Source organism: Acinetobacter sp. CIP 64.2 (assembly GCF_000369645.1).
In the GTDB taxonomy this organism is placed as follows: Bacteria; Pseudomonadota; Gammaproteobacteria; order Pseudomonadales; family Moraxellaceae; genus Acinetobacter.
Genome location: NZ_KB850121.1, coordinates 1,063,331 through 1,082,407, shown reverse-complemented (window position 1 = coordinate 1,082,407; position 19,077 = coordinate 1,063,331). Strand labels below are relative to the sequence as shown.

At 44.8% G+C, this 19,077-nt stretch carries 13 protein-coding genes; 11 read left to right on the top strand and 2 right to left on the bottom strand.

The window, feature by feature from the left end; translation table 11 throughout:
- The first annotated feature begins 7 nt into the window (after positions 1–7).
- From F895_RS11345 to galE, 3 genes are read left to right on the top strand one after another with little or no spacing between them, the layout of a single operon-like run.
- Positions 8–1,267, top strand: coding sequence for a nucleotide sugar dehydrogenase (locus F895_RS11345; protein ID WP_005240569.1), 1,260 nt, complete (start codon positions 8–10; stop codon positions 1,265–1,267).
- Positions 1,267–2,943 (top strand): glucose-6-phosphate isomerase, encoded by a 1,677-nt coding sequence (gene pgi / locus F895_RS11350; RefSeq protein WP_005240567.1) that lies wholly within the window; start codon positions 1,267–1,269, stop codon positions 2,941–2,943. The genes F895_RS11345 and pgi overlap by 1 nt, the downstream gene beginning before the upstream one ends.
- Complete coding sequence (gene galE, locus F895_RS11355; protein ID WP_005240565.1) at positions 2,936–3,952, top strand: UDP-glucose 4-epimerase GalE; 1,017 nt, start codon at positions 2,936–2,938, stop codon at positions 3,950–3,952. Before pgi ends, galE begins: the two co-directional genes overlap by 8 nt.
- A gap of 52 nt (positions 3,953–4,004) precedes the next feature.
- Here galE and F895_RS11360 read toward each other — a convergent pair whose 3' ends face one another.
- Entirely contained in the window at positions 4,005–5,375 is a 1,371-nt protein-coding gene (locus F895_RS11360) for a phosphohexomutase domain-containing protein (protein WP_010589895.1), read from the bottom strand.
- A 382-nt stretch (positions 5,376–5,757) separates the two neighbouring features.
- Between F895_RS11360 and lldP the strand changes: the two genes are divergently transcribed.
- From lldP to dld, 4 genes are all read left to right on the top strand, one after another.
- Positions 5,758–7,425 (top strand): L-lactate permease, encoded by a 1,668-nt coding sequence (gene lldP / locus F895_RS11365; protein ID WP_171057848.1) that lies wholly within the window; start codon positions 5,758–5,760, stop codon positions 7,423–7,425.
- A gap of 19 nt (positions 7,426–7,444) precedes the next feature.
- Positions 7,445–8,197 carry a transcriptional regulator LldR gene (gene lldR, locus F895_RS11370; protein ID WP_005240558.1) on the top strand — a complete coding sequence of 251 codons (753 nt, stop codon included), beginning with the start codon at positions 7,445–7,447 and terminating at the stop codon, positions 8,195–8,197.
- Complete coding sequence (gene lldD, locus F895_RS11375) at positions 8,194–9,339, top strand: FMN-dependent L-lactate dehydrogenase LldD (protein ID WP_005240556.1); 1,146 nt, start codon at positions 8,194–8,196, stop codon at positions 9,337–9,339. The genes lldR and lldD overlap by 4 nt, the downstream gene beginning before the upstream one ends.
- Positions 9,340–9,822: 483 nt before the next feature.
- A complete protein-coding gene (gene dld / locus F895_RS11380; protein ID WP_005240554.1) occupies positions 9,823–11,529 on the top strand; it encodes a D-lactate dehydrogenase in 1,707 nt (568 codons plus the stop codon).
- A 58-nt stretch (positions 11,530–11,587) separates the two neighbouring features.
- On the opposite strand, the gene F895_RS11385 is transcribed toward dld, so the two are convergent.
- Positions 11,588–12,802 (bottom strand): amino acid aminotransferase, encoded by a 1,215-nt coding sequence (locus F895_RS11385; RefSeq protein ID WP_005240552.1) that lies wholly within the window; start codon positions 12,800–12,802, stop codon positions 11,588–11,590.
- A gap of 452 nt (positions 12,803–13,254) precedes the next feature.
- Between F895_RS11385 and F895_RS11390 the strand changes: the two genes are divergently transcribed.
- From F895_RS11390 to acnD, 4 genes are all read left to right on the top strand, one after another.
- Positions 13,255–13,965, top strand: coding sequence for a GntR family transcriptional regulator (locus F895_RS11390; RefSeq protein WP_005240550.1), 711 nt, complete (start codon positions 13,255–13,257; stop codon positions 13,963–13,965).
- Positions 13,958–14,842, top strand: coding sequence for a methylisocitrate lyase (gene prpB / locus F895_RS11395; RefSeq protein WP_005240548.1), 885 nt, complete (start codon positions 13,958–13,960; stop codon positions 14,840–14,842). Before F895_RS11390 ends, prpB begins: the two co-directional genes overlap by 8 nt.
- A 269-nt stretch (positions 14,843–15,111) precedes the next feature.
- The gene (prpC, locus tag F895_RS11400; RefSeq protein ID WP_005240547.1) at positions 15,112–16,269 is read left to right on the top strand and encodes a bifunctional 2-methylcitrate synthase/citrate synthase; all 1,158 of its coding nucleotides are present in this window, start codon (positions 15,112–15,114) and stop codon (positions 16,267–16,269) included.
- Entirely contained in the window at positions 16,269–18,887 is a 2,619-nt protein-coding gene (acnD, locus tag F895_RS11405; protein WP_005240545.1) for a Fe/S-dependent 2-methylisocitrate dehydratase AcnD, read from the top strand. The genes prpC and acnD overlap by 1 nt, the downstream gene beginning before the upstream one ends.
- The last annotated feature ends 190 nt before the right edge of the window (positions 18,888–19,077 follow it).

Sequence of the window (19,077 nt, the reverse complement as noted above, 5' to 3'; positions counted from 1 at the left end):
AATATTAATGAAAGTTGCAATTTTTGGTAATACTTTATATGCAGGCGTCATGTCTGCATTATTGTCTGAATCTGGGCACTTTGTTTATTGGTGTTCACAACTCGATAAAGCCGTAGAAGGGCAACAATATTCATTTCATGATGAGCATGTAAGTCAGTTATTAGAGAAGCAATTAAGTACTGGTTTTTTGAGTTATCGTGATCTGAATGGTATTCCACTCGATATTGATGTTTATCTGTTTAGTTTTAATCAGACACAAGAGCAGCAAGTTTTTCAACTTTTGCAGTCGTTAAAACAGAGACCGATTATTCATCCTAAACTTATGATTAATGCGTCAACCTTTGGTTTACAAGGCACAGAGCGTTTCCAGCAGATTCTATCCAAGGATGACTGGGTCTATTTACCCGATACGATTCAAGAAGGAAATGCTTTACATAGTTTAACTCAAGCCAAACAACTGATTGTAGGGTGTATCCAGACTGATGTTCAGATCAAAGTAAAAGAATTGCTTCGACCTTTTTTCCCTCTGGAACAGCAATATCTGTTTATGCCAATTTTAGATGCTGAATTTACCAAACTCAGTATTTCAGGCATGTTGGCGACACGGATCAGTTATATCAATGACTTGGCTGTGGTGGCTGAAAAGCTTGGGATTGATATTGCTTCAGTGCGACAGGGCATGGCGGCAGATAACCGGATTGGTTCAGCCTACTTAGCGCCAGGTGCTGGATTTGGCGGTGAAAACTTTTCTCATGATATTTTGACACTTTCTAATACGGTGGCAAATACTGGGGTGAAAAGCCAATTGCTAGGCCAAGTCTGGGAAATTAACGAGCAGCAAAAAGAAATCCTGTTTCGTAAGTTCTGGAATTATTACCACGGTGACTTGCAAGGTAAATCCATTGCGATTTGGGGGGCATCTTTTAAAGAAAATACCTCCAGTATTCAACAATCACCGATTCACCAAATGCTGGCTGCACTTTGGGCACAAGGGGTAACAGTTTATCTTCATGACCCTCAGGCATTAGATGAAATTAGATTGATGTATGGGCAACGTGATGACTTAGTCCTCTGCGAAGATCAGTATGATGCAGTGAGAAATGTATATGGTCTTTGTGTACTGACCGCTTGGAAACAATATTGGAGCCCCGAATTTAAGCAACTTGAACGGCTTATGGCGCATCCTTTAATTTTGGATGGTCGCAATATTTATGACCCAGATTATGTTAAAGCGCAAGGTTTTGCATATATGGGGGTGGGACGATAATGATGATCAAGCAGACTCAACCTTTTGCAATCAAGGTACCAGCTGAGGTGCTTAAGCATTTGTCCTCTTTACAACAGCAGTTTAAAAAGACCCATCTAAAAACATTATTCGAAGTTGATCCTACACGCTTTAAATGTTTTTCGGTTGAATATGATCAAATTGTTTTAGACTTTAGCAAGCATCGGATCAACCAGACTATTTTAAATAGTCTGGTTGATCTGGCACAGGCCCAAGATCTAAGACCATGGATCAAAAAGTTATTTTCATCAGAGCAAGTGAATTACACTGAGCATCGGGCAGCGATGCATTGGGCTCTGCGTTTACCTCAATCAAGCGAGAACTTTTCCGAGATTAATCAAGCGGTACACCAACAGCTTGAGCGTATGTATGCCTTGGTGGATAAAATCCATGCGGGGCAGTATCGTGGTGCGACAGGTGAAGTGATTCAGGATGTGGTCAATATTGGAGTCGGTGGGTCCGATTTAGGACCATTGATGGTGACACATGCACTGTCCGATTTTAAAGTTACAACCACAAAGCCTTTAGATGTACATTTCGTTTCAACGATGGACGGTAGTCAGCTATCGGAATTGCTACATCAGCTTCGTCCTGAAACAACTTTATTTATTATCTCGTCAAAATCATTTGGTACCATTGATACGCTTTCTAATGCACAGACCGTACGTCAATGGCTAGAAAAGGCATTGGGCCATAATGAGAAGATTCTGCAAAATCATTTTATTGGGGTTTCGACTAAACCTGAGAAAATGACGGAATGGGGCATTGCTACTGACAAGCAACTGTTGCTCTGGGATTGGGTCGGCGGTCGTTATTCGCTCTGGTCATGTATTGGCTTACCAATTGCATTGACCATTGGTGTAGAGGGCTTTAAGCAACTGCTTGCAGGAGCGCATGCCATTGATCAGCATTTCCAGACCGCACCATTTCAGCAGAATATTCCTGTCCTGATGGGTCTTTTAGGTGCCTGGAATAATAATTTCTTGGATATCCAGACCCATGCAGTTCTGCCTTATGATGGCCGTCTCAAGTATTTCGCGGCATATTTACAGCAACTTGAAATGGAGTCGAATGGTAAGTCGATTCAACGCAATGGTGAAAAGGTCAGCTCGGCTACTTGCCCGATTGTTTGGGGGGAGGTAGGGCCGAATGCACAACATGCCTTTTACCAGTTGCTTCATCAAGGTACCCATTCAGTTAGTTGTGACTTTATTGCGCCTGTAAAACGTTATAATGCGAATCAATTTACCTATGCTGAAAGTGCAGAGGCATTGGCTGAGCAGCATCATTTGGCCTTATCAAATTGTCTGGCACAGTCACGTTTATTGGCCTTTGGGAATCAAGCACTTGCGGTAGATGAGCTAAAAGACTTACCAACTTATAAGCAATATGAAGGTAATCAACCGAGCTCCACCATTTTACTTAAAGAGCTGAATCCTTATAGTCTAGGGATGTTGATTGCGATGTATGAACATAAAGTCTTTGTACAGTCGGTACTCTGGAATATTAACCCCTTTGATCAATGGGGGGTGGAAAAAGGCAAAGAGATTGCCAATCAACTTTTGCCAATTTTAAATCGTGAGCAGGATGATTTATCTCCTTTTGATGCATCTACGCAAGGTTTGTTGAAAATATTGTTGGGAAAGGCGGATGGCTAAGATTTTAGTCACTGGTGGTGCAGGTTATATTGGTTCACATACCTGTTTAGAGTTACTTCATGCAGGTCATGAAGTTATTGTCTTTGACAATCTTTCGAATAGCTGTGAAGAATCACTGATTCGTGTGCAAAAGTTGGCGAATAAAGCGTTGGTTTTTGTGAAAGGTGATATTCGTGATCAAAAAGGCTTGGATCAAGTCTTTCAGGATCATTCGATTGATGCTGTGATTCATTTTGCCGGTTTAAAAGCAGTTGGTGAGAGTCAACAAATTCCCTTGACTTATTTTGATCACAATATTGCAGGTAGTGTACAACTATTTAAATCCATGAAAAAAGCAGGTGTTTATACCTTGGTATTTAGTTCGTCCGCTACAGTATATGGTGAATTGAACCCATCCCCGTATCAGGAAGATATGCCGTTAAACTTACCTAACAATAATTATGGTTATACCAAACTGATTATCGAGCAGATGCTGCAAAAATTAGCACAAGCAGACGCATGTTGGTCTATTGCCTTGCTACGTTATTTTAATCCAGTCGGTGCCCATAAAAGTGGCCAGATCGGTGAAGATCCACAAGGCATTCCGAACAACCTTATGCCTTATGTCACCCAAGTGGCGGTCGGTCGTCGTGAAAAGTTATCTATTTATGGTAATGACTACCCAACAAACGATGGGACTTGTGAGCGGGATTTTATTCATGTCGTTGATTTGGCATCGGCGCATGTTTTGGCGGTTAGCAATCGCTTAAAAAATCAAGGATGTCGGGCATGGAATATTGGGACAGGCACTCCGATTTCGGTTTTACAAATTAAAGAAACTTTTGAACGTGTAACTGGGATTCTAATTGCTGCAGAATTTGCTGACCGCAGAACAGGAGATTTAGCAGCCTTTTATGCAGATGCCTCACGGGCTAAAGCTGAACTTGGCTGGCAGCCTCAATATACTTTGGAAGATATGTTAGCAGACAGCTGGAATTGGCAGAAGCAGAATCCAAACGGCTTCAATTAACGATAAAAGCAATAAAAAAGGAGCAAGATGCTCCTTTTTTATTGGAAATAAATTAACCCTGAATTAAAGTAGTTAATTCATCAACATAATGCTGCATCGGTTGCGGATTTTGATCGGCGCGGCTCTCAATATTTAAGCGCAATAATGGCTCAGTATTCGAAGCACGAACATTTAAACGCCATGCGCCAAAATCAAGGCTGACGCCATCAGTACGATCGACCTGCGGATTTTTGTCGGCATAATGGTCAAAGATTTTTTGTACAGTCTTTTGCGTGTCTGCCACTTTAAAGTTGATTTCACCGCTGCATGGGAATTTGGCAATCATGTTTTCAACCAGGGTTGAAAGTGATTGTCCCGTTTCTGAGAGCAGAGCGATGCTGAGCAACCAAGGAATCATGCCACTATCACAGTAAGCAAAATCACGGAAATAGTGATGGGCACTCATTTCCCCGCCATACACGGCATTGTGTTCACGCATGACATCCTTAATAAACGCATGTCCAGATTTAGATTGTACTGCGATGCCTTGGTATTGATCGACGATATCAAAGGTATTCCAGACCAAACGTGGATCATGCACAATCTTTTCACCTGATTGTTTGATCAGGAAGGCCTGTGCCAATAAACCAACGATGTAATAGCCTTCGATAAACTGACCTTTTTCATCGAACAGGAAGCAACGGTCAAAGTCGCCATCCCAGGCAATGCCCATATCCGCTTGATGCTGAAGCACTGCATCACGGGTACTGTCGCGGTTTTCAATCAAGATTGGGTTGGGAATGCCATTTGGGAACGTGCCATCGGCTTCATGGTGAATTTTGATAAATTCTACGGGAATATTCAGTTGTTGGAATTTTTGTTCAATGGCATCAATGACATGGCCCGCTGCGCCATTGCCTGCATTCACGACCAGTTTAAGCGGTTTGATTTTCTGTGGATCAATATAAGTCAGTAGGTGCTCAATGAATTCAGGCAAAATATTGTAGTGTTGCGTGGTGCCTTTTTCGACAACTTCTGCGAATTGACCAGATTCTGCCAGCGCTTGAATCTCTTTTAAGCCTGTCTCTGCACTAATGGGGCGTGCATTCTCACGTACCAATTTCATGCCGTTGTAATCCATCGGGTTGTGGCTGGCAGTCACTTCGATACCGCCTTGTACATCCAAATGGAAGGCGGCGAAATAGACTTCTTCTGTCCCAGTCATGCCTAAATCAAGCACATTTACGCCTGCATCATTCAAACCATGAATTGTCGCTTGTTTAAGGCCTTCACTACTTAAACGGATATCACAACCAATCACCACGGTTTTAGGCTGGTAGATCTGTCCATAGGCACGACCAATGTTATAGGCAATCTCTTCATTGAGTTCTGTGCCGAGTTTGCCACGAATATCGTAGGCTTTAAAGCAAGTCAGTTGAGTCATATTGTTCAATTCATAGTGATGTGATTTGAGTTGTGAACACATTATACCGATATCGCTAAAAAGTCATATTTATCGTGTTTAGCTTGTTTGTGTCCAACTCATCATTTTCTCGCTTAATCAGCATGCCTTACTGTTTATACGACTTTAGTCTAGCGTGAATAATAGGGCTTCATTAAAAGGGATTGATTTAGTTTAATTATTATTGGTCATACCAATTATTGGTGTGATAGTGGGGTTGCGCCTGATAATTCGTACAATTAAGATGGATTTAGATTGCAAATAGGTGGGATTTGCTTATTTGTTTAATATTGGTCATACCAATATTAAAAAGATTCATTAAATATCGAAGTGAAAACAAAATGACGCCCAGCATTTCAAGGAGATGAGAATGCTTAATGTGTGGCAACAACTTTATGATCCTTTCAATAATATTTGGTTATCCAGTGCCGTTGCGCTGATCCCGATTATTTTCTTCTTTTTAGCTTTGGCAGTGTTTCGTATGAAAGGCAGTGTCGCGGGGACTTGTACCGTGATTATTGCTTTGCTGATAGCGCTGTTTTCTTATCAAATGCCAGCTGAAATGGCATTTGCTTCTGTTGTTTATGGTTTTTTTTACGGTTTGTGGCCGATTTCGTGGATTATTATCGGGGCGGTATTTCTGTATAAAATTTCGGTGAAGACTGGGCAGTTCGATGTGATTCGTTCCAGTATTTTGTCGATCACTGAAGATCAGCGTTTGCAGATGCTCTTGGTCGGTTTTGCCTTTGGTACCTTTTTAGAAGGCGCAGCAGGTTTTGGTGCGCCTGTGGCGATTACCGCAGCCCTGTTGGTCGGTTTAGGTTTTAAACCGCTATATGCTGCGGGTCTTTGTCTGATCGTGAATACGGCACCTGTGGCCTTTGGTGCGATGGGGATTCCAATTATTGTGGCAGGGCAAGTGTCGGGTGTAGAGACCATGGAAATCAGCCAGATGGTCGGTCGCCAGTTGCCTTTTTTAACCATTATTGTGCTGTTCTGGATTATGGCGATCATGGATGGCTGGCGTGGTGTGAAAGAAACTTGGCCAGCGGTACTGGTCGGTGGTAGTGCTTTTGCTATTGCGCAATACCTGACCTCGAATTTTCTAGGGCCAGAATTGCCTGATATTACCGCTGCGATTGCCTCATTGGTCAGCCTGACCCTATTGTTCCGCGTCTGGAAACCAAAGCATATTTTCCGTTTTGACATGACCGATGAACAAGCAGCAAACCAAGCGGCTTCATCTCAACAGTGCTATAGCATTGCCCAGATTGCTAAAGCATGGTCGCCGTTTATGATTTTAACCGTGATGGTGACGATTTGGAGTATCCAACCGTTTAAAGCGCTGTTTGCCAAAAACGGTGCCTTGGCGGACTGGATGTTTAAAATCGAAGTCCCGTATCTGCATAAACTGGTGGAAAAAATGCCGCCGATTGTGCCAGAAACCACGGCCTATGAAGCGATCTATAAATTTGACTGGTTCTCTGCCACAGGTACGGCTATTTTTATTGCGGCCATCATCACCATCATTTTTCTGAAAATGAAAACCCGTGATGCGGTCAGTACTTTTGCGGAAACATTAAATGAATTAAAAACCCCGATTTATTCGATTGGCATGGTATTGGCCTTTGCCTTTATTGCCAATTACTCAGGCCTGTCTGCGACACTGGCTCTGGCACTTTCACATACTGGCCATGCCTTTACTTTCTTCTCTCCATTTTTGGGTTGGTTGGGTGTCTTCCTGACGGGTTCCGATACCTCATCCAATGCCTTGTTCTCGGCTTTGCAGGCGACCACGGCACAGCAAATTGGGATTCCAGAAGTGTTACTGGTGGCTGCCAATACCAGTGGAGGCGTAACGGGCAAGATGATTTCACCGCAATCGATTGCGATTGCCTGTGCCGCGGTGGGTTTGGTTGGAAAAGAGTCAGACTTGTTCCGTTTCACGGTAAAACATAGCATCATATTTACTGTCTTTGTCGGCATCATCGTCACGGTTCAGGCTTACCTACTGCCGTGGATGATTCCATAACGCTAATCAAGGAAATGTGATGAGAATCTCTGATCAAGTGGTCATGAAATTACAGGCGCTCATTGGGCAACGCCAGATGAAACAAGGTGATCGCTTACCTGCCGAGCGTCAACTGGCGGCCAGCTTAGGCGTATCTCGTCCGTCCTTGCGTGAAGCGATCCAACAGTTGAATAGTCAGGGCGTGCTCAGTAGCCGCCGTGGTGATGGCACTTATATCCAACAGTTACCTGAGCAATGGCCGCAACAGCTCATCGTCAATCCGATCAGTCCTTTGATTGAAGAAGATCCACTGTATCGTTTTGATGTACAAGAAGCCCGTTTATTACTGGAAGGCGGCACGGCATGGTATGCGGCATTGCGTTCAACCGCTGAAGATCGTGCCAAAATCCATCATTATTTTGATGAGATCAGCCGTTATCAAAATGCAGGCGATTCAGCCCGAGCGGCGGTTGCAGATGCAGAATTTCATCTGGCGATTGCGGAAGCTTCACACAATATTGTGTTGATCCAGATGATGCGCGGTTTGTTTGACTTGTTGCAATACAACGTCTTGCTCGGGCGTAACAAAGTTTATAACCATCCTGTCAATGGTGACTTGCTCAGTGAGCAGCATTTTCAGGTGATGGATGCGATTGATCGTCAAGATCCCGAGGCTGCGCGCCAGGCGGTGTGTGGGCATATTGAATTTGTGATTAATCATGTACGTGCTCTGGGCGAAGACGAAGCGCGCCAGAAACGTGCAACACGTTTAACGAGAGTGGACTTAAAATGATTATTTCTTCTGGCAATGATTATCGTGCTGCGGCACAGCGTCGTTTACCGCCATTTTTATTTCACTATATCGATGGCGGTGCCTATTCTGAACATACCTTAAAGCGCAATGTACAGGATCTTTCTGAGATTGCCTTGCGTCAACGGGTATTGAATGACATGTCCGCGCTGAGTCTGGAAACCAAACTGTTTAATGAAACTCTGTCGATGCCAGTGGCATTAGCACCTGTGGGCTTAACCGGTATGTACGCACGTCGTGGTGAAGTACAAGCAGCGGTAGCAGCAGATCAAAAGGGTATTCCATTTACTTTATCAACGGTTTCCGTCTGTCCGATTGAAGAAGTGGCACCTGCAATTCAGCGTCCAATGTGGTTCCAACTGTACGTGCTGCGTGATCGTGGCTTTATGCGTAATGCCTTGGAACGTGCGAAAGCGGCAGGTTGTTCAACACTAGTGTTTACCGTGGATATGCCAGTGCCGGGTGCGCGCTATCGCGATGCGCATTCAGGGATGAGTGGTCCAAATGCGGCGATGCGTCGTTATATGCAGTCTATGTTTCATCCGCATTGGGCATGGAATGTCGGGATGTGTGGTCGTCCGCATGATTTGGGCAATATCTCGAAATACTTAGGTAAACCGACTGGGCTTGAAGATTATATCGGCTGGTTAGGTTCTAATTTCGATCCGTCGATTTCATGGAAAGATCTGGAGTGGATTCGTGAGTTTTGGGATGGTCCGATGGTGATTAAGGGTATTCTGGACCCTGAGGATGCTAAAGATGCAGTCCGTTTTGGTGCAGATGGCATCGTAGTCTCCAATCATGGTGGGCGGCAACTGGATGGGGTGCTGTCTTCTGCACGTGCTTTGCCTGCAATTGCCGATGCAGTGAAAGGCGATTTGGCGATTCTGGCAGACTCTGGCATTCGTAATGGTCTGGATGTGGTGCGGATGTTGGCCTTGGGTGCGGATACGGTGTTATTGGGCCGTGCCTTTGTTTATGCCTTGGCGGCAGCAGGTGGGCAAGGGGTATCAAACTTGCTGGATTTGATTGAGAAGGAAATGCGTGTGGCGATGACCTTAACAGGGGCTAAGTCGATTCAGGAGATTAATGCGGATTGTTTGGTACAGGCTTTGAGACTCTAAATTTTCGTATTAATACGTTGTGTGTCTATTTCTGATGAGATTGGCGAGACAGAGTCTTATCGAGAAAATTTCAATGTAAGGCACTAATTGGCGTTACTTTTTTAAAAAAGTAACCAAAAACCTTTGTTTCGATGACGGTACGTCCTTGCTACCGCATCGAAACAGGCGGCATCCTTGCCGCCGACGTGTAGCCACTTAGGTTAAGAAATTAGTTGCTGGTGCTAAACGTCACTTACAGCCTGTGTTTTGTTGGTAAGATATTGTTTTTGCAGTATAACTTTGAAAATGGATGCAATAAACAGGTTCTGTAATTGACTGCCTTTGGTCTTGCGTGCCTTTAGCCGCCACTCAGGGCAAAACCAAAGTAACAGAATGAGTTGCTTTCGTCATAACTTATATACCGTAAGACTCTGCCGTGCTGATCTAGTTTTAGCATGCATAAGATATAGCTAGATTTTATATGGATGATCCAAAGGAGCCATCATGCAAACATTTTCTCCCAAAGCGGTGATTGATCGTTTACAGCAGATTGTTGGGCGGCAACATGTGCTGAGCGATGATCAAAGTACCCGCCAGTATCGACAAGGTCGTCGTTTTGGTGAGGGTAAAGTCTTTGCAGTGGTGATCCCTGGCACCTTGCTGGAACAATGGCAGGTGCTGCAAGCAGCGATTGAAGCAGATTGTATTGTCATCATGCAAGCGGCCAATACAGGCCTGACTGGTGGTTCAACCCCCTATGGTGATGATTATGACCGCCCTGTGTTGGTAATGAGTACGCGCCGTTTAAAAGGCATTCAGGTGATTCATGACGGTCAGCAGGTGATTTGTTTACCTGGCGCGACCTTGGATAATCTGGAACAAGTCCTGAAAGGCTATGATCGTGAGCCGCATTCGGTGATTGGTTCTTCTTGTATTGGCGCTTCGGTATTGGGTGGGGTGTGTAACAATTCAGGTGGTGCCTTGGTACGCCGTGGTCCTGCTTATACGGAGTTAGCACTGTATGCGCAGGTCAATGCCCAAGGTCAGTTGGAGTTGGTGAATCATCTGGGCGTGAATTTGGGCGCAACGCCAGAAGAAATCCTGACCCGTTTAGAACAGCAGCAATATCAAGCCACAGATATTTTAGATCATGCAGAAAAACAGGCATCCGATCAGCGTTATGCGCAAGATGTCACCCAAGTCGATGCCGATAGCCCTGCACGTTTTAATGCCGATCCATCCCGTTTGTTTGAAGCCTCAGGTTCGGCAGGGAAAGTCTGCGTGTTTGCGGTACGTCTGGATACCTATGAAAAGGTAGAGAGCAATGTCTTTTATATTGGCAGCAATGATGCCGACGACCTGACTGCGATCCGTCGTTATTTATTGACTTCATTGCCAAGCTTGCCGATCGCAGGCGAATATATTCATCGTGATGCGTATCATATTGGTGAAAAATATGGCAAAGATACCTTTTTGTTTATTGAGAAATTTGGCACGGCCAATGTGCCCAAAGCTTTTGCACTGAAAGACAAGGTCGATGGCTTTTTAGAAAAATTTAAAATCAAAGGACTTACTGATCATCTTTTACAAGCCATCACTAGTTTGTTACCGAGCCATTTACCCAAACGGATGACTGAATATCGTGATCGTTATGAACATCATCTGATGTTACGCGTTGAAAATAATTGCAAAGCCCAGACCGAGCAATTTTTACAAGATTATTTTAAAGTCCATCCCTCTGGCAATTTTTTCCTTTGTGATGCGGATGAAGGGCGTAAAGCCTTTTTGCATCGTTTTGCCGTGGCAGGTGCTGCGATTCGTTATCGGGATACCCATCGGGATGAGGTTGAGGATATTGTGGCTTTGGACATTGCCTTACGTCGTAATGATCGTGAGTGGGTCGAGCAATTGCCTGCGGAGATGGAACAGCAGATCATGCATAAGCTTTATTATGGACACTTTTTCTGTCATGTGTTTCATCAGGATTATATTCTTAAAAAGGGCAATGATCCTTTAGCGATGGAACATCAAATGTGGCATTTGCTGGATGCTCGTCGTGCGGAATATCCTGCCGAACACAATGTCGGTCATTTGTATATTGCCAAGCCTGCATTGGTCAATTTTTACCAGAAACTTGATCCGAATAATTGTTTTAATGTCGGGATTGGGCACACTTCTAAATTGAAGTATTGGGGCAAGGCCAAGTCCTGACTTTAAATAAAACAGGCAATAAAAAAGGCGCCGTAGCGCCTTTTTAAATCGTTACAACTTAAGCTTTTGCAGCAGATTTTGCTAAAACTTCAGCCATAGCTTTGGCAACTTTGTATACGTTATTCATGTTCAGGCCTGCAACACAGATACGACCACTGCGTACCAAGTAGATTGCATATTCTTCACGAAGAATGTCCACTTGCTCAGCGGTTAAACCTGTATAGCTGAACATGCCTTTTTGATTCACAAGGTAGCTAAAGTCACGCTCAGGAAGGGCTTTAGTTAGCTCATCTTTTAAGATGCTACGCATTTTGATAATACGTTCACGCATCTCTTTCACTTCGCCTTGCCATTGTTGATTGAGATCAGCGTCATTTAACACTTGATCGACCAACCATGCACCTGTTGTTGGCGGGCTAGAGTAGATACGACGTACTGTTGCTTTCAACTGACCGAATGTGCATTTTGCTGCTTCAGCATCGTCACATACGAAAGTCAGACCGCCAACACGCTCACCGTAAAGTGAGAAGATTTTTGAGAACGAGTTGCTGACAATAAAGTTCAGACCTGCTTGGTCTAGGGCACGGATGGCATAAGCATCTTGTTCCATACCATCGCCAAAACCTTGATACGCGATGTCGAGGAATGGAATCAGGTTACGTTCTTTTAATACCACAATCACTTGATCCCATTGTGCTGGGTTCAAGTCTGCACCTGTTGGGTTATGGCAGCATGGGTGCAATAACACAATGCTTTGTTCTGGCAATGTTTTTAACGTAGACAACATCCCATCAAAATCAACACCACGTGTTTCAGCATCGAAGTATGGATAGAAGTTGCTCTTGATACCAGCACCATTGAAGATGGCAACGTGGTTATCCCAAGTTGGTTGGCTGACCCAAACTTCTGAATTTGGGAAGTAGGTTTTTAAGAAGTCTGCACCGACTTTTAATGCACCAGAACCACCCAATGTTTGAATTGTAGCAACACGACCTTGTTGAATTGCAGGGCTATTGGCACCAAACAATAAGGCTTGAATCGCATCACGGTAAGGTTTGAAACCTTCCATTGGTAAATAAAGCTTGGTTTGCGTATTTTTAGGGGCAATACGTTTTTGCGCTTCGATGATGGTATCAAGCTGAGGAACAATACTGTCTTCGTTATAGTACAAACCAATACTGAGGTTGACCTTTTCAGCACGTGGATCAGCATTAAACTGTTCCATCAATGAAAGGATCGGATCGCCTGCATAAGGTGGGATATGTTGAAACATTAACAATGTCCTTTTCTTCAACAAAGTGCATAGATGTCTGGGGAGGTCGGCGCTTTAGAAGCGGAACCTTTGATGCCCAATAATGTATCAATAAAGACTGCATGAAGCACGCTGTTATTTACATTTTGGTGCAGTATTTACTTACAAAATTTGTCGCTACAAGCTGATTATAAAGATTGTCTACAATCAAGCTGTCATACCATGGTCGTAGCATGAACAGTCTAAGCCTGCTCAGCCGATCAAAGCTTAGGTTTATGTGATGATTTTAAACATCATAACCTATTGTTTTATCTATTTTTATATGAGATTTTTGGCCGTGTGTTGATCAGCCGCTGAGTGATCACAATCCAGTAGAATTGAAAGCACTAGTCTAACTTACTGTCGACAATCCTATTGCATTTTTTCTTTTATCTGGTTATAAAATCATAAAAATTGTAGAGATTGTCGACAATATGCAAGATACCCTTGTTCCTCAAGCCCTCAGCACCAGTCAGGGAATGACCCTGACGGAACACGTATTCAAGCAAATTCAGTCGGCGATTGTATTGGGACATATTCCTGCGGGCAGCAAGATTTCAGAACCTGAACTGGCACGGATATATGGCATCAGTCGCGGGCCTTTACGTGAAGCGATTCACCGTCTGGAAGGGCAGAAACTGGTAGAGCGAACTGCCCATGTCGGTGCCCGTGCGGTGTCACTGTCGCTACAGCAGTTTCAAGAACTCTATCAAATTCGTGCTTCTTTAGAAGGCTTAGCCTGCAAACTCGCAGCACAGCATATTGATAAAAAACAGATTCTGGCCTTGCGTGATGTATTGCGGATGCATGCCGAGGATGAAAACTTTAAAGCAGGTAAGGGCTACTATCTACAAGAAGGCCAAGACGATTTCCATTACTGCATCATCAAAAGCAGTGGCAATAAAACCCTCGAAAAAATGTTATGCGATGAGCTGTATCACCTCATCCGGATGTATCGAATCCAGTTTTCAAATACCCCAGATCGACCAAGCAAAGCTTGGGACGAACATATCCGCATATTAGATGCGATTGCTGAAGGTGACGGTGAGCTTGCCGAAATGCTGATGCACCGTCACATCAATGCATCCTACAAAATTGTTGAGCAAACATTGCTACAAAATCAAGGAGAACAACAACATGGCTAAACAGTCTGCTGGTCAGCTATTCCGCGACGCGGTCGCAAATGAAAAACCATTACAAGTGGTCGGTGCGATCAATGCCAACCATGCGTTATTGGCAAAACGTGCAGGCTACAAAGCGATTTATTTGTCTGGTGGCGGTGTGGCGGCGGGTTCTTTGGGTTTACCAGATTTGGGTATCAGTAACCTTGATGATGTATTGACCGATGTACGCCGTATTACCGATGTCTGTGACCTGCCGTTATTGGTCGATGTCGATACAGGTTTTGGTGCTTCCGCATTTAATATCGCACGTACCACCAAGTCGATGATCAAATTCGGTGCTGCTGCGATGCATATCGAAGACCAAGTCGGTGCCAAGCGTTGTGGTCATCGTCCGAATAAAGCCATCGTGACTCAGCAAGAAATGGTCGATCGTATTAAAGCTGCGGTCGATGCACGTACCGATGACAGCTTTGTGATCATGGCACGTACTGATGCACTTGCAGTTGAAGGCTTGCAGGCAGCGATTGACCGTGCAGGGGCGTATATCGAAGCGGGTGCGGACATGCTGTTCCCAGAAGCGATCACTGAATTGGCCATGTATAAGCAATTTGCTGATCTGACCAAGGTGCCTGTTTTAGCCAATATCACCGAATTTGGTTCAACGCCATTATTTACGACGGAAGAATTGGCTTCTGCCGATGTCAGCATTGCGCTCTATCCACTGTCTGCATTCCGTGCCATGAATAAAGCAGCAGAAAATGTTTATGAGACTTTGCGTAAAGAAGGCACACAAAAGAATGTGGTTGACACCATGCAAACCCGTCAAGAACTGTATGAACGCATTAATTACCATGCGTTTGAACAATATCTTGATGGAACTTTTGCGAAGAGTAAATAATTTTACCCCCTCCTAACCTCCCCCAGAGGGAGAGGGATTTCACGAATTTAAGCCCTTCTTTCATGAAAGTCTTAGTAATCGTGAAGGCGGCATGGATGCCGCCACGTTGGGCTGCGGTAGCAGGGAAGCACCGTCAGGCCAACAAAGGATTTTTGCTTACTTTTGATCCCTCAAAAGTAAGTCCAGCCGAAGGCTTATCCTCAAATAAGATGAGAGTTCGGTAAGACACCGCTACGAAATTCACCAAAGGATATAAAAAGGACAATCTTATGAGTAGTAATGAAACAACAACAGGCTTCAAACCAAAAAAATCAGTTGCCCTCAGCGGACAAGTTGCAGGCAACACCGCACTCTGTACCGTAGGCCGCAGCGGCAACGACTTGCACTACCGTGGCTATGACATTCTTGACCTTGCCGTCGGTAGCCAATTTGAAGAAGTGGCACACCTTCTGGTACACGGCAAGCTTCCAAACAAAGCCGAACTCAAAGCCTATAAAGCAAAATTAAAAGCACTGCGTGGTTTACCCGCAGCATTGAAAACCGCACTAGAGCAACTGCCACCGTCTGCACACCCAATGGATGTGATGCGTACAGGCGTATCTGTACTCGGTTGCTTAACCCCAGAACATGAAGACCATAACGAAGCAGGTGCAAAAGACATCGCGGATAAATTAATGGCAAGCCTAGGCTCAATGTTGTTGTACTGGTATCACTTCAGCAACAATGGTCGTCGTATCGAAGTTGAAACCAATGATGACTCGATTGCTGCGCATTTCTTGCATCTATTGCATGGCGAAGCACCATCGGAAGAATGGATTCAAGCCATGCATACGTCTTTGATTCTGTACGCAGAGCATGAATTCAATGCCTCAACCTTTACGTCACGTGTGGTGGCAGGGACAGGTTCAGACATGTACTCGGCAATCACAGGCGGTATCGGGGCGTTACGTGGCCCTAAACATGGTGGTGCAAATGAAGTGGCGTTTGTGATTCAACAGCGTTATGACAATGCAGATGAAGCAGAAGCAGATATTCGTAGCCGTGTGGAGAAAAAAGAAGTGGTGATCGGTTTTGGTCACCCAGTCTATACCGTTTCTGATCCACGTAATGAAGTGATCAAGCAAGTGGCGCGTGAACTTGCTGAAGCACAAGAAAATACCAAGATGTATCTGATCGCTGAACGTTTAGAAGCGGTGATGAAAGAAGTGAAGAACATGTTCCCGAACCTCGACTGGTTCAGTGCAGTGAGCTATCACTTGATGGGCGTTCCAACGGCAATGTTTACCCCATTATTCGTGATTGCTCGTACTGCGGGCTGGTCTGCACACGTGATTGAGCAACGTCAGGACGGCAAAATCATTCGTCCAAGCGCCAACTATACTGGCCCTGAAAATCTTGAATTCAAACCATTGGCGGAGCGTGGTTAATGAACACAAAATATCGTAAACCGCTGGCGGGTACCCAGCTCGAATACTATGACGTGCGTCAAGCCGTTGAAGATATTCAGCCAGGCGCATATGCGACTTTGCCGTACACCTCGAAAGTGTTGGCTGAACAGCTGGTGCGTAAAGCTGATACAGAAAATTTAACTGAATACTTAAAACAACTGATTGAACGCCGTCAAGATACTGATTTCCCTTGGTATCCAGCGCGCGTGGTCTGTCACGACATTTTAGGTCAAACCGCATTGGTGGATCTTGCGGGTCTGCGTGATGCGATTGCAGACAAAGGCGGTGATCCTTCCAAGGTGAACCCCGTTGTGCCAACCCAGTTGATCGTTGATCACTCTTTGGCAGTGGAGTTTGGTGGCTTTGATCCTGACGCGTTTGAGAAAAACCGTGCAATCGAAGATCGTCGTAACGAAGACCGTTTCCACTTTATTGAGTGGACCAAAACCGCTTTTAAAAATGTCGACGTGATTCCTGCGGGCAACGGCATTATGCATCAGATCAACTTGGAGAAAATGTCTCCAGTGATTCAAAACCGTGACGGCTTGGCTTTCCCTGATACCTGTGTTGGTACCGATTCACATACGCCACATACCGATGCGCTTGGGGTGATTTCAGTCGGTGTCGGTGGTTTGGAAGCGGAAAACGTCATGCTCGGTCGCGCGTCTTGGATGCGTCTGCCAGACATCATTGGGGTTGAATTTATCGGTCAGCGTCAAGCAGGGATTACTGCAACCGATATCGTCTTGGCATTAACCGAGTTCTTGCGTAAAGAACGTGTGGTCGGTGCATATCTTGAGTTCTTCGGTGAAGGTGCTGACAGCATGTCTGTGGGCGACCGTGCCACCATTTCAAATATGACCCCAGAATATGGCGCAACCGCGGCAATGTTCTACATCGACCAGAACACCATCGACTATTTACGCCTAACAGGTCGTGAAGATGCGCAGGTGGCTTTGGTTGAACAATATGCCAAAGAAATTGGTCTTTGGGCATCGGATATGACCCAAGCACAATACCCACGTGTACTTCGTTTTGATCTTTCAGCAGTGACGCGTAACATTGCAGGGCCATCAAACCCGCATGCGCGTGTTTCTACCGCTGATTTGAAAGCCAAAGGTATTGCAGGGAATTTAGAGCTTGCCAAGGCACAAGAAGCAGAAGGTTTAATTCCTGATGGTGCGGTGATTATTGCTGCGATCACATCTTGTACCAATACTTCTAACCCACGTAATACCGTTGCTGCAGGTCTATTGGCACGTAAAGCCAATGAGCTGGGGTTGGTACGTAAACCTTGGGTGAAATCATCATTTGCACCGGGTTCAAAAGCAGCTGCGCTGTATCTTGAAGAAGCAGGTGTGTTGGGCGATCTAGAGAAACTTGGTTTTGGTATCGTGGCCTATGCATGTACTACGTGTAATGGCATGTCAGGCGCACTTGATCCCGTGATTCAACAAGAGATCATCGATCGTGATTTGTATGCGACTGCTGTGCTTTCGGGTAACCGTAACTTCGATGGACGTATCCATCCCTATGCAAAACAAGCGTTCTTGGCATCTCCGCCACTGGTGGTGGCGTATGCGATTGCAGGAACCATTCGTTTTGACATCGAAACAGATTCGCTTGGCAATGACAAAGACGGTAATCCAATTTACCTGAAAGATATCTGGCCTTCGGATGCTGAGATTGATGCGCTGGTGAAAGAAGCTGTGAAGCCTGAACAGTTCCGTAAAGTCTACATTCCAATGTTTGATCTGGGTGTGACAGTAGAGGCTGAAAGCCCGCTATATGACTGGCGTCTGCAAAGTACTTACATCCGCCGCCCACCGTATTGGGAAGGGGCATTGGCCGCACCACGTACCTTAGCCAATATGCGTCCATTGGCGATCTTAGGCGACAACATCACTACTGATCATTTGTCACCATCCAATGCAATCTTGATGGATTCGGCTGCGGGTGAATACCTGCACAAAATGGGCGTACCTGAGGAAGACTTTAACTCATACGCTACCCATCGTGGTGACCATTTAACGGCACAACGTGCCACATTTGCGAATCCGAAACTGTTTAATGAAATGGTGGTTCGTTCAGACGGCAGCATTAAGCAGGGTTCAAAAGCACGTGTCGAGCCAGAAGGCGAAGTGATGCGTATGTGGGAAGCGATTGAAACCTATATGAACCGTAAGCAACCGTTGATCATTGTGGCGGGTGCAGATTATGGTCAAGGTTCAAGTCGTGACTGGGCAGCGAAAGGTGTTCGTCTTGCAGGTGTGGAAGCGATTGTTGCCGAAGGTTTTGAGCGTATTCATCGTACTAACTTAGTGGGTATGGGGGTTTTACCGCTTGAGTTTAAAGCTGGTGTAAACCGTAAAACTTTAAAGCTGGATGGTACTGAGCTATATAGTGTGATTGGTAATATTGCACCGCGTTCGACTTTAACTTTAGTGATTGAGCGTGCTACAGCGGATGGTAAGGAAGAGATTCTGGAAGTGCCTGTGACTTGTCGCTTAGATACTGAAGAAGAAGTGTCTGTTTATGAAGCGGGTGGGGTATTACAGCGTTTTGCGCAAGACTTTTTAGAAGGTCAAGTGGCTTAATACTTTGATCTGAAAGTGATTGATATTGTGATGAAAAGACTCTACTTCGTGTAGGGTCTTTTATTTTTTATAAGAGGAGGATACTTAGGGTTGAAGTGAAGGATTATAGTGTTAGTCAGTATTGTGCTTTTATTTTAATTAAATTTTGTTGGTAAAATGATCAAATAGTATCTATCATAAGGTATATATC

Bases quoted from the DNA above. Each gene is read 5' to 3' on its own strand.
- F895_RS11345 (WP_005240569.1), top strand. From the start codon at position 8: ATGAAAGTTGCAATTTTTGGTAATACTTTATATGCAGGCGTCATGTCT.
- pgi (WP_005240567.1), top strand. From the start codon at position 1,267: ATGATGATCAAGCAGACTCAACCTTTTGCAATCAAGGTACCAGCTGAG.
- galE (WP_005240565.1), top strand. From the start codon at position 2,936: ATGGCTAAGATTTTAGTCACTGGTGGTGCAGGTTATATTGGTTCACAT.
- F895_RS11360 (WP_010589895.1), bottom strand. From the start codon at position 5,375: ATGACTCAACTGACTTGCTTTAAAGCCTACGATATTCGTGGCAAACTC.
- lldP (WP_171057848.1), top strand. From the start codon at position 5,758: ATGAGAATGCTTAATGTGTGGCAACAACTTTATGATCCTTTCAATAAT.
- lldR (WP_005240558.1), top strand. From the start codon at position 7,445: ATGAGAATCTCTGATCAAGTGGTCATGAAATTACAGGCGCTCATTGGG.
- lldD (WP_005240556.1), top strand. From the start codon at position 8,194: ATGATTATTTCTTCTGGCAATGATTATCGTGCTGCGGCACAGCGTCGT.
- dld (WP_005240554.1), top strand. From the start codon at position 9,823: ATGCAAACATTTTCTCCCAAAGCGGTGATTGATCGTTTACAGCAGATT.
- F895_RS11385 (WP_005240552.1), bottom strand. From the start codon at position 12,802: ATGTTTCAACATATCCCACCTTATGCAGGCGATCCGATCCTTTCATTG.
- F895_RS11390 (WP_005240550.1), top strand. From the start codon at position 13,255: ATGCAAGATACCCTTGTTCCTCAAGCCCTCAGCACCAGTCAGGGAATG.
- prpB (WP_005240548.1), top strand. From the start codon at position 13,958: ATGGCTAAACAGTCTGCTGGTCAGCTATTCCGCGACGCGGTCGCAAAT.
- prpC (WP_005240547.1), top strand. From the start codon at position 15,112: ATGAGTAGTAATGAAACAACAACAGGCTTCAAACCAAAAAAATCAGTT.
- acnD (WP_005240545.1), top strand. From the start codon at position 16,269: ATGAACACAAAATATCGTAAACCGCTGGCGGGTACCCAGCTCGAATAC.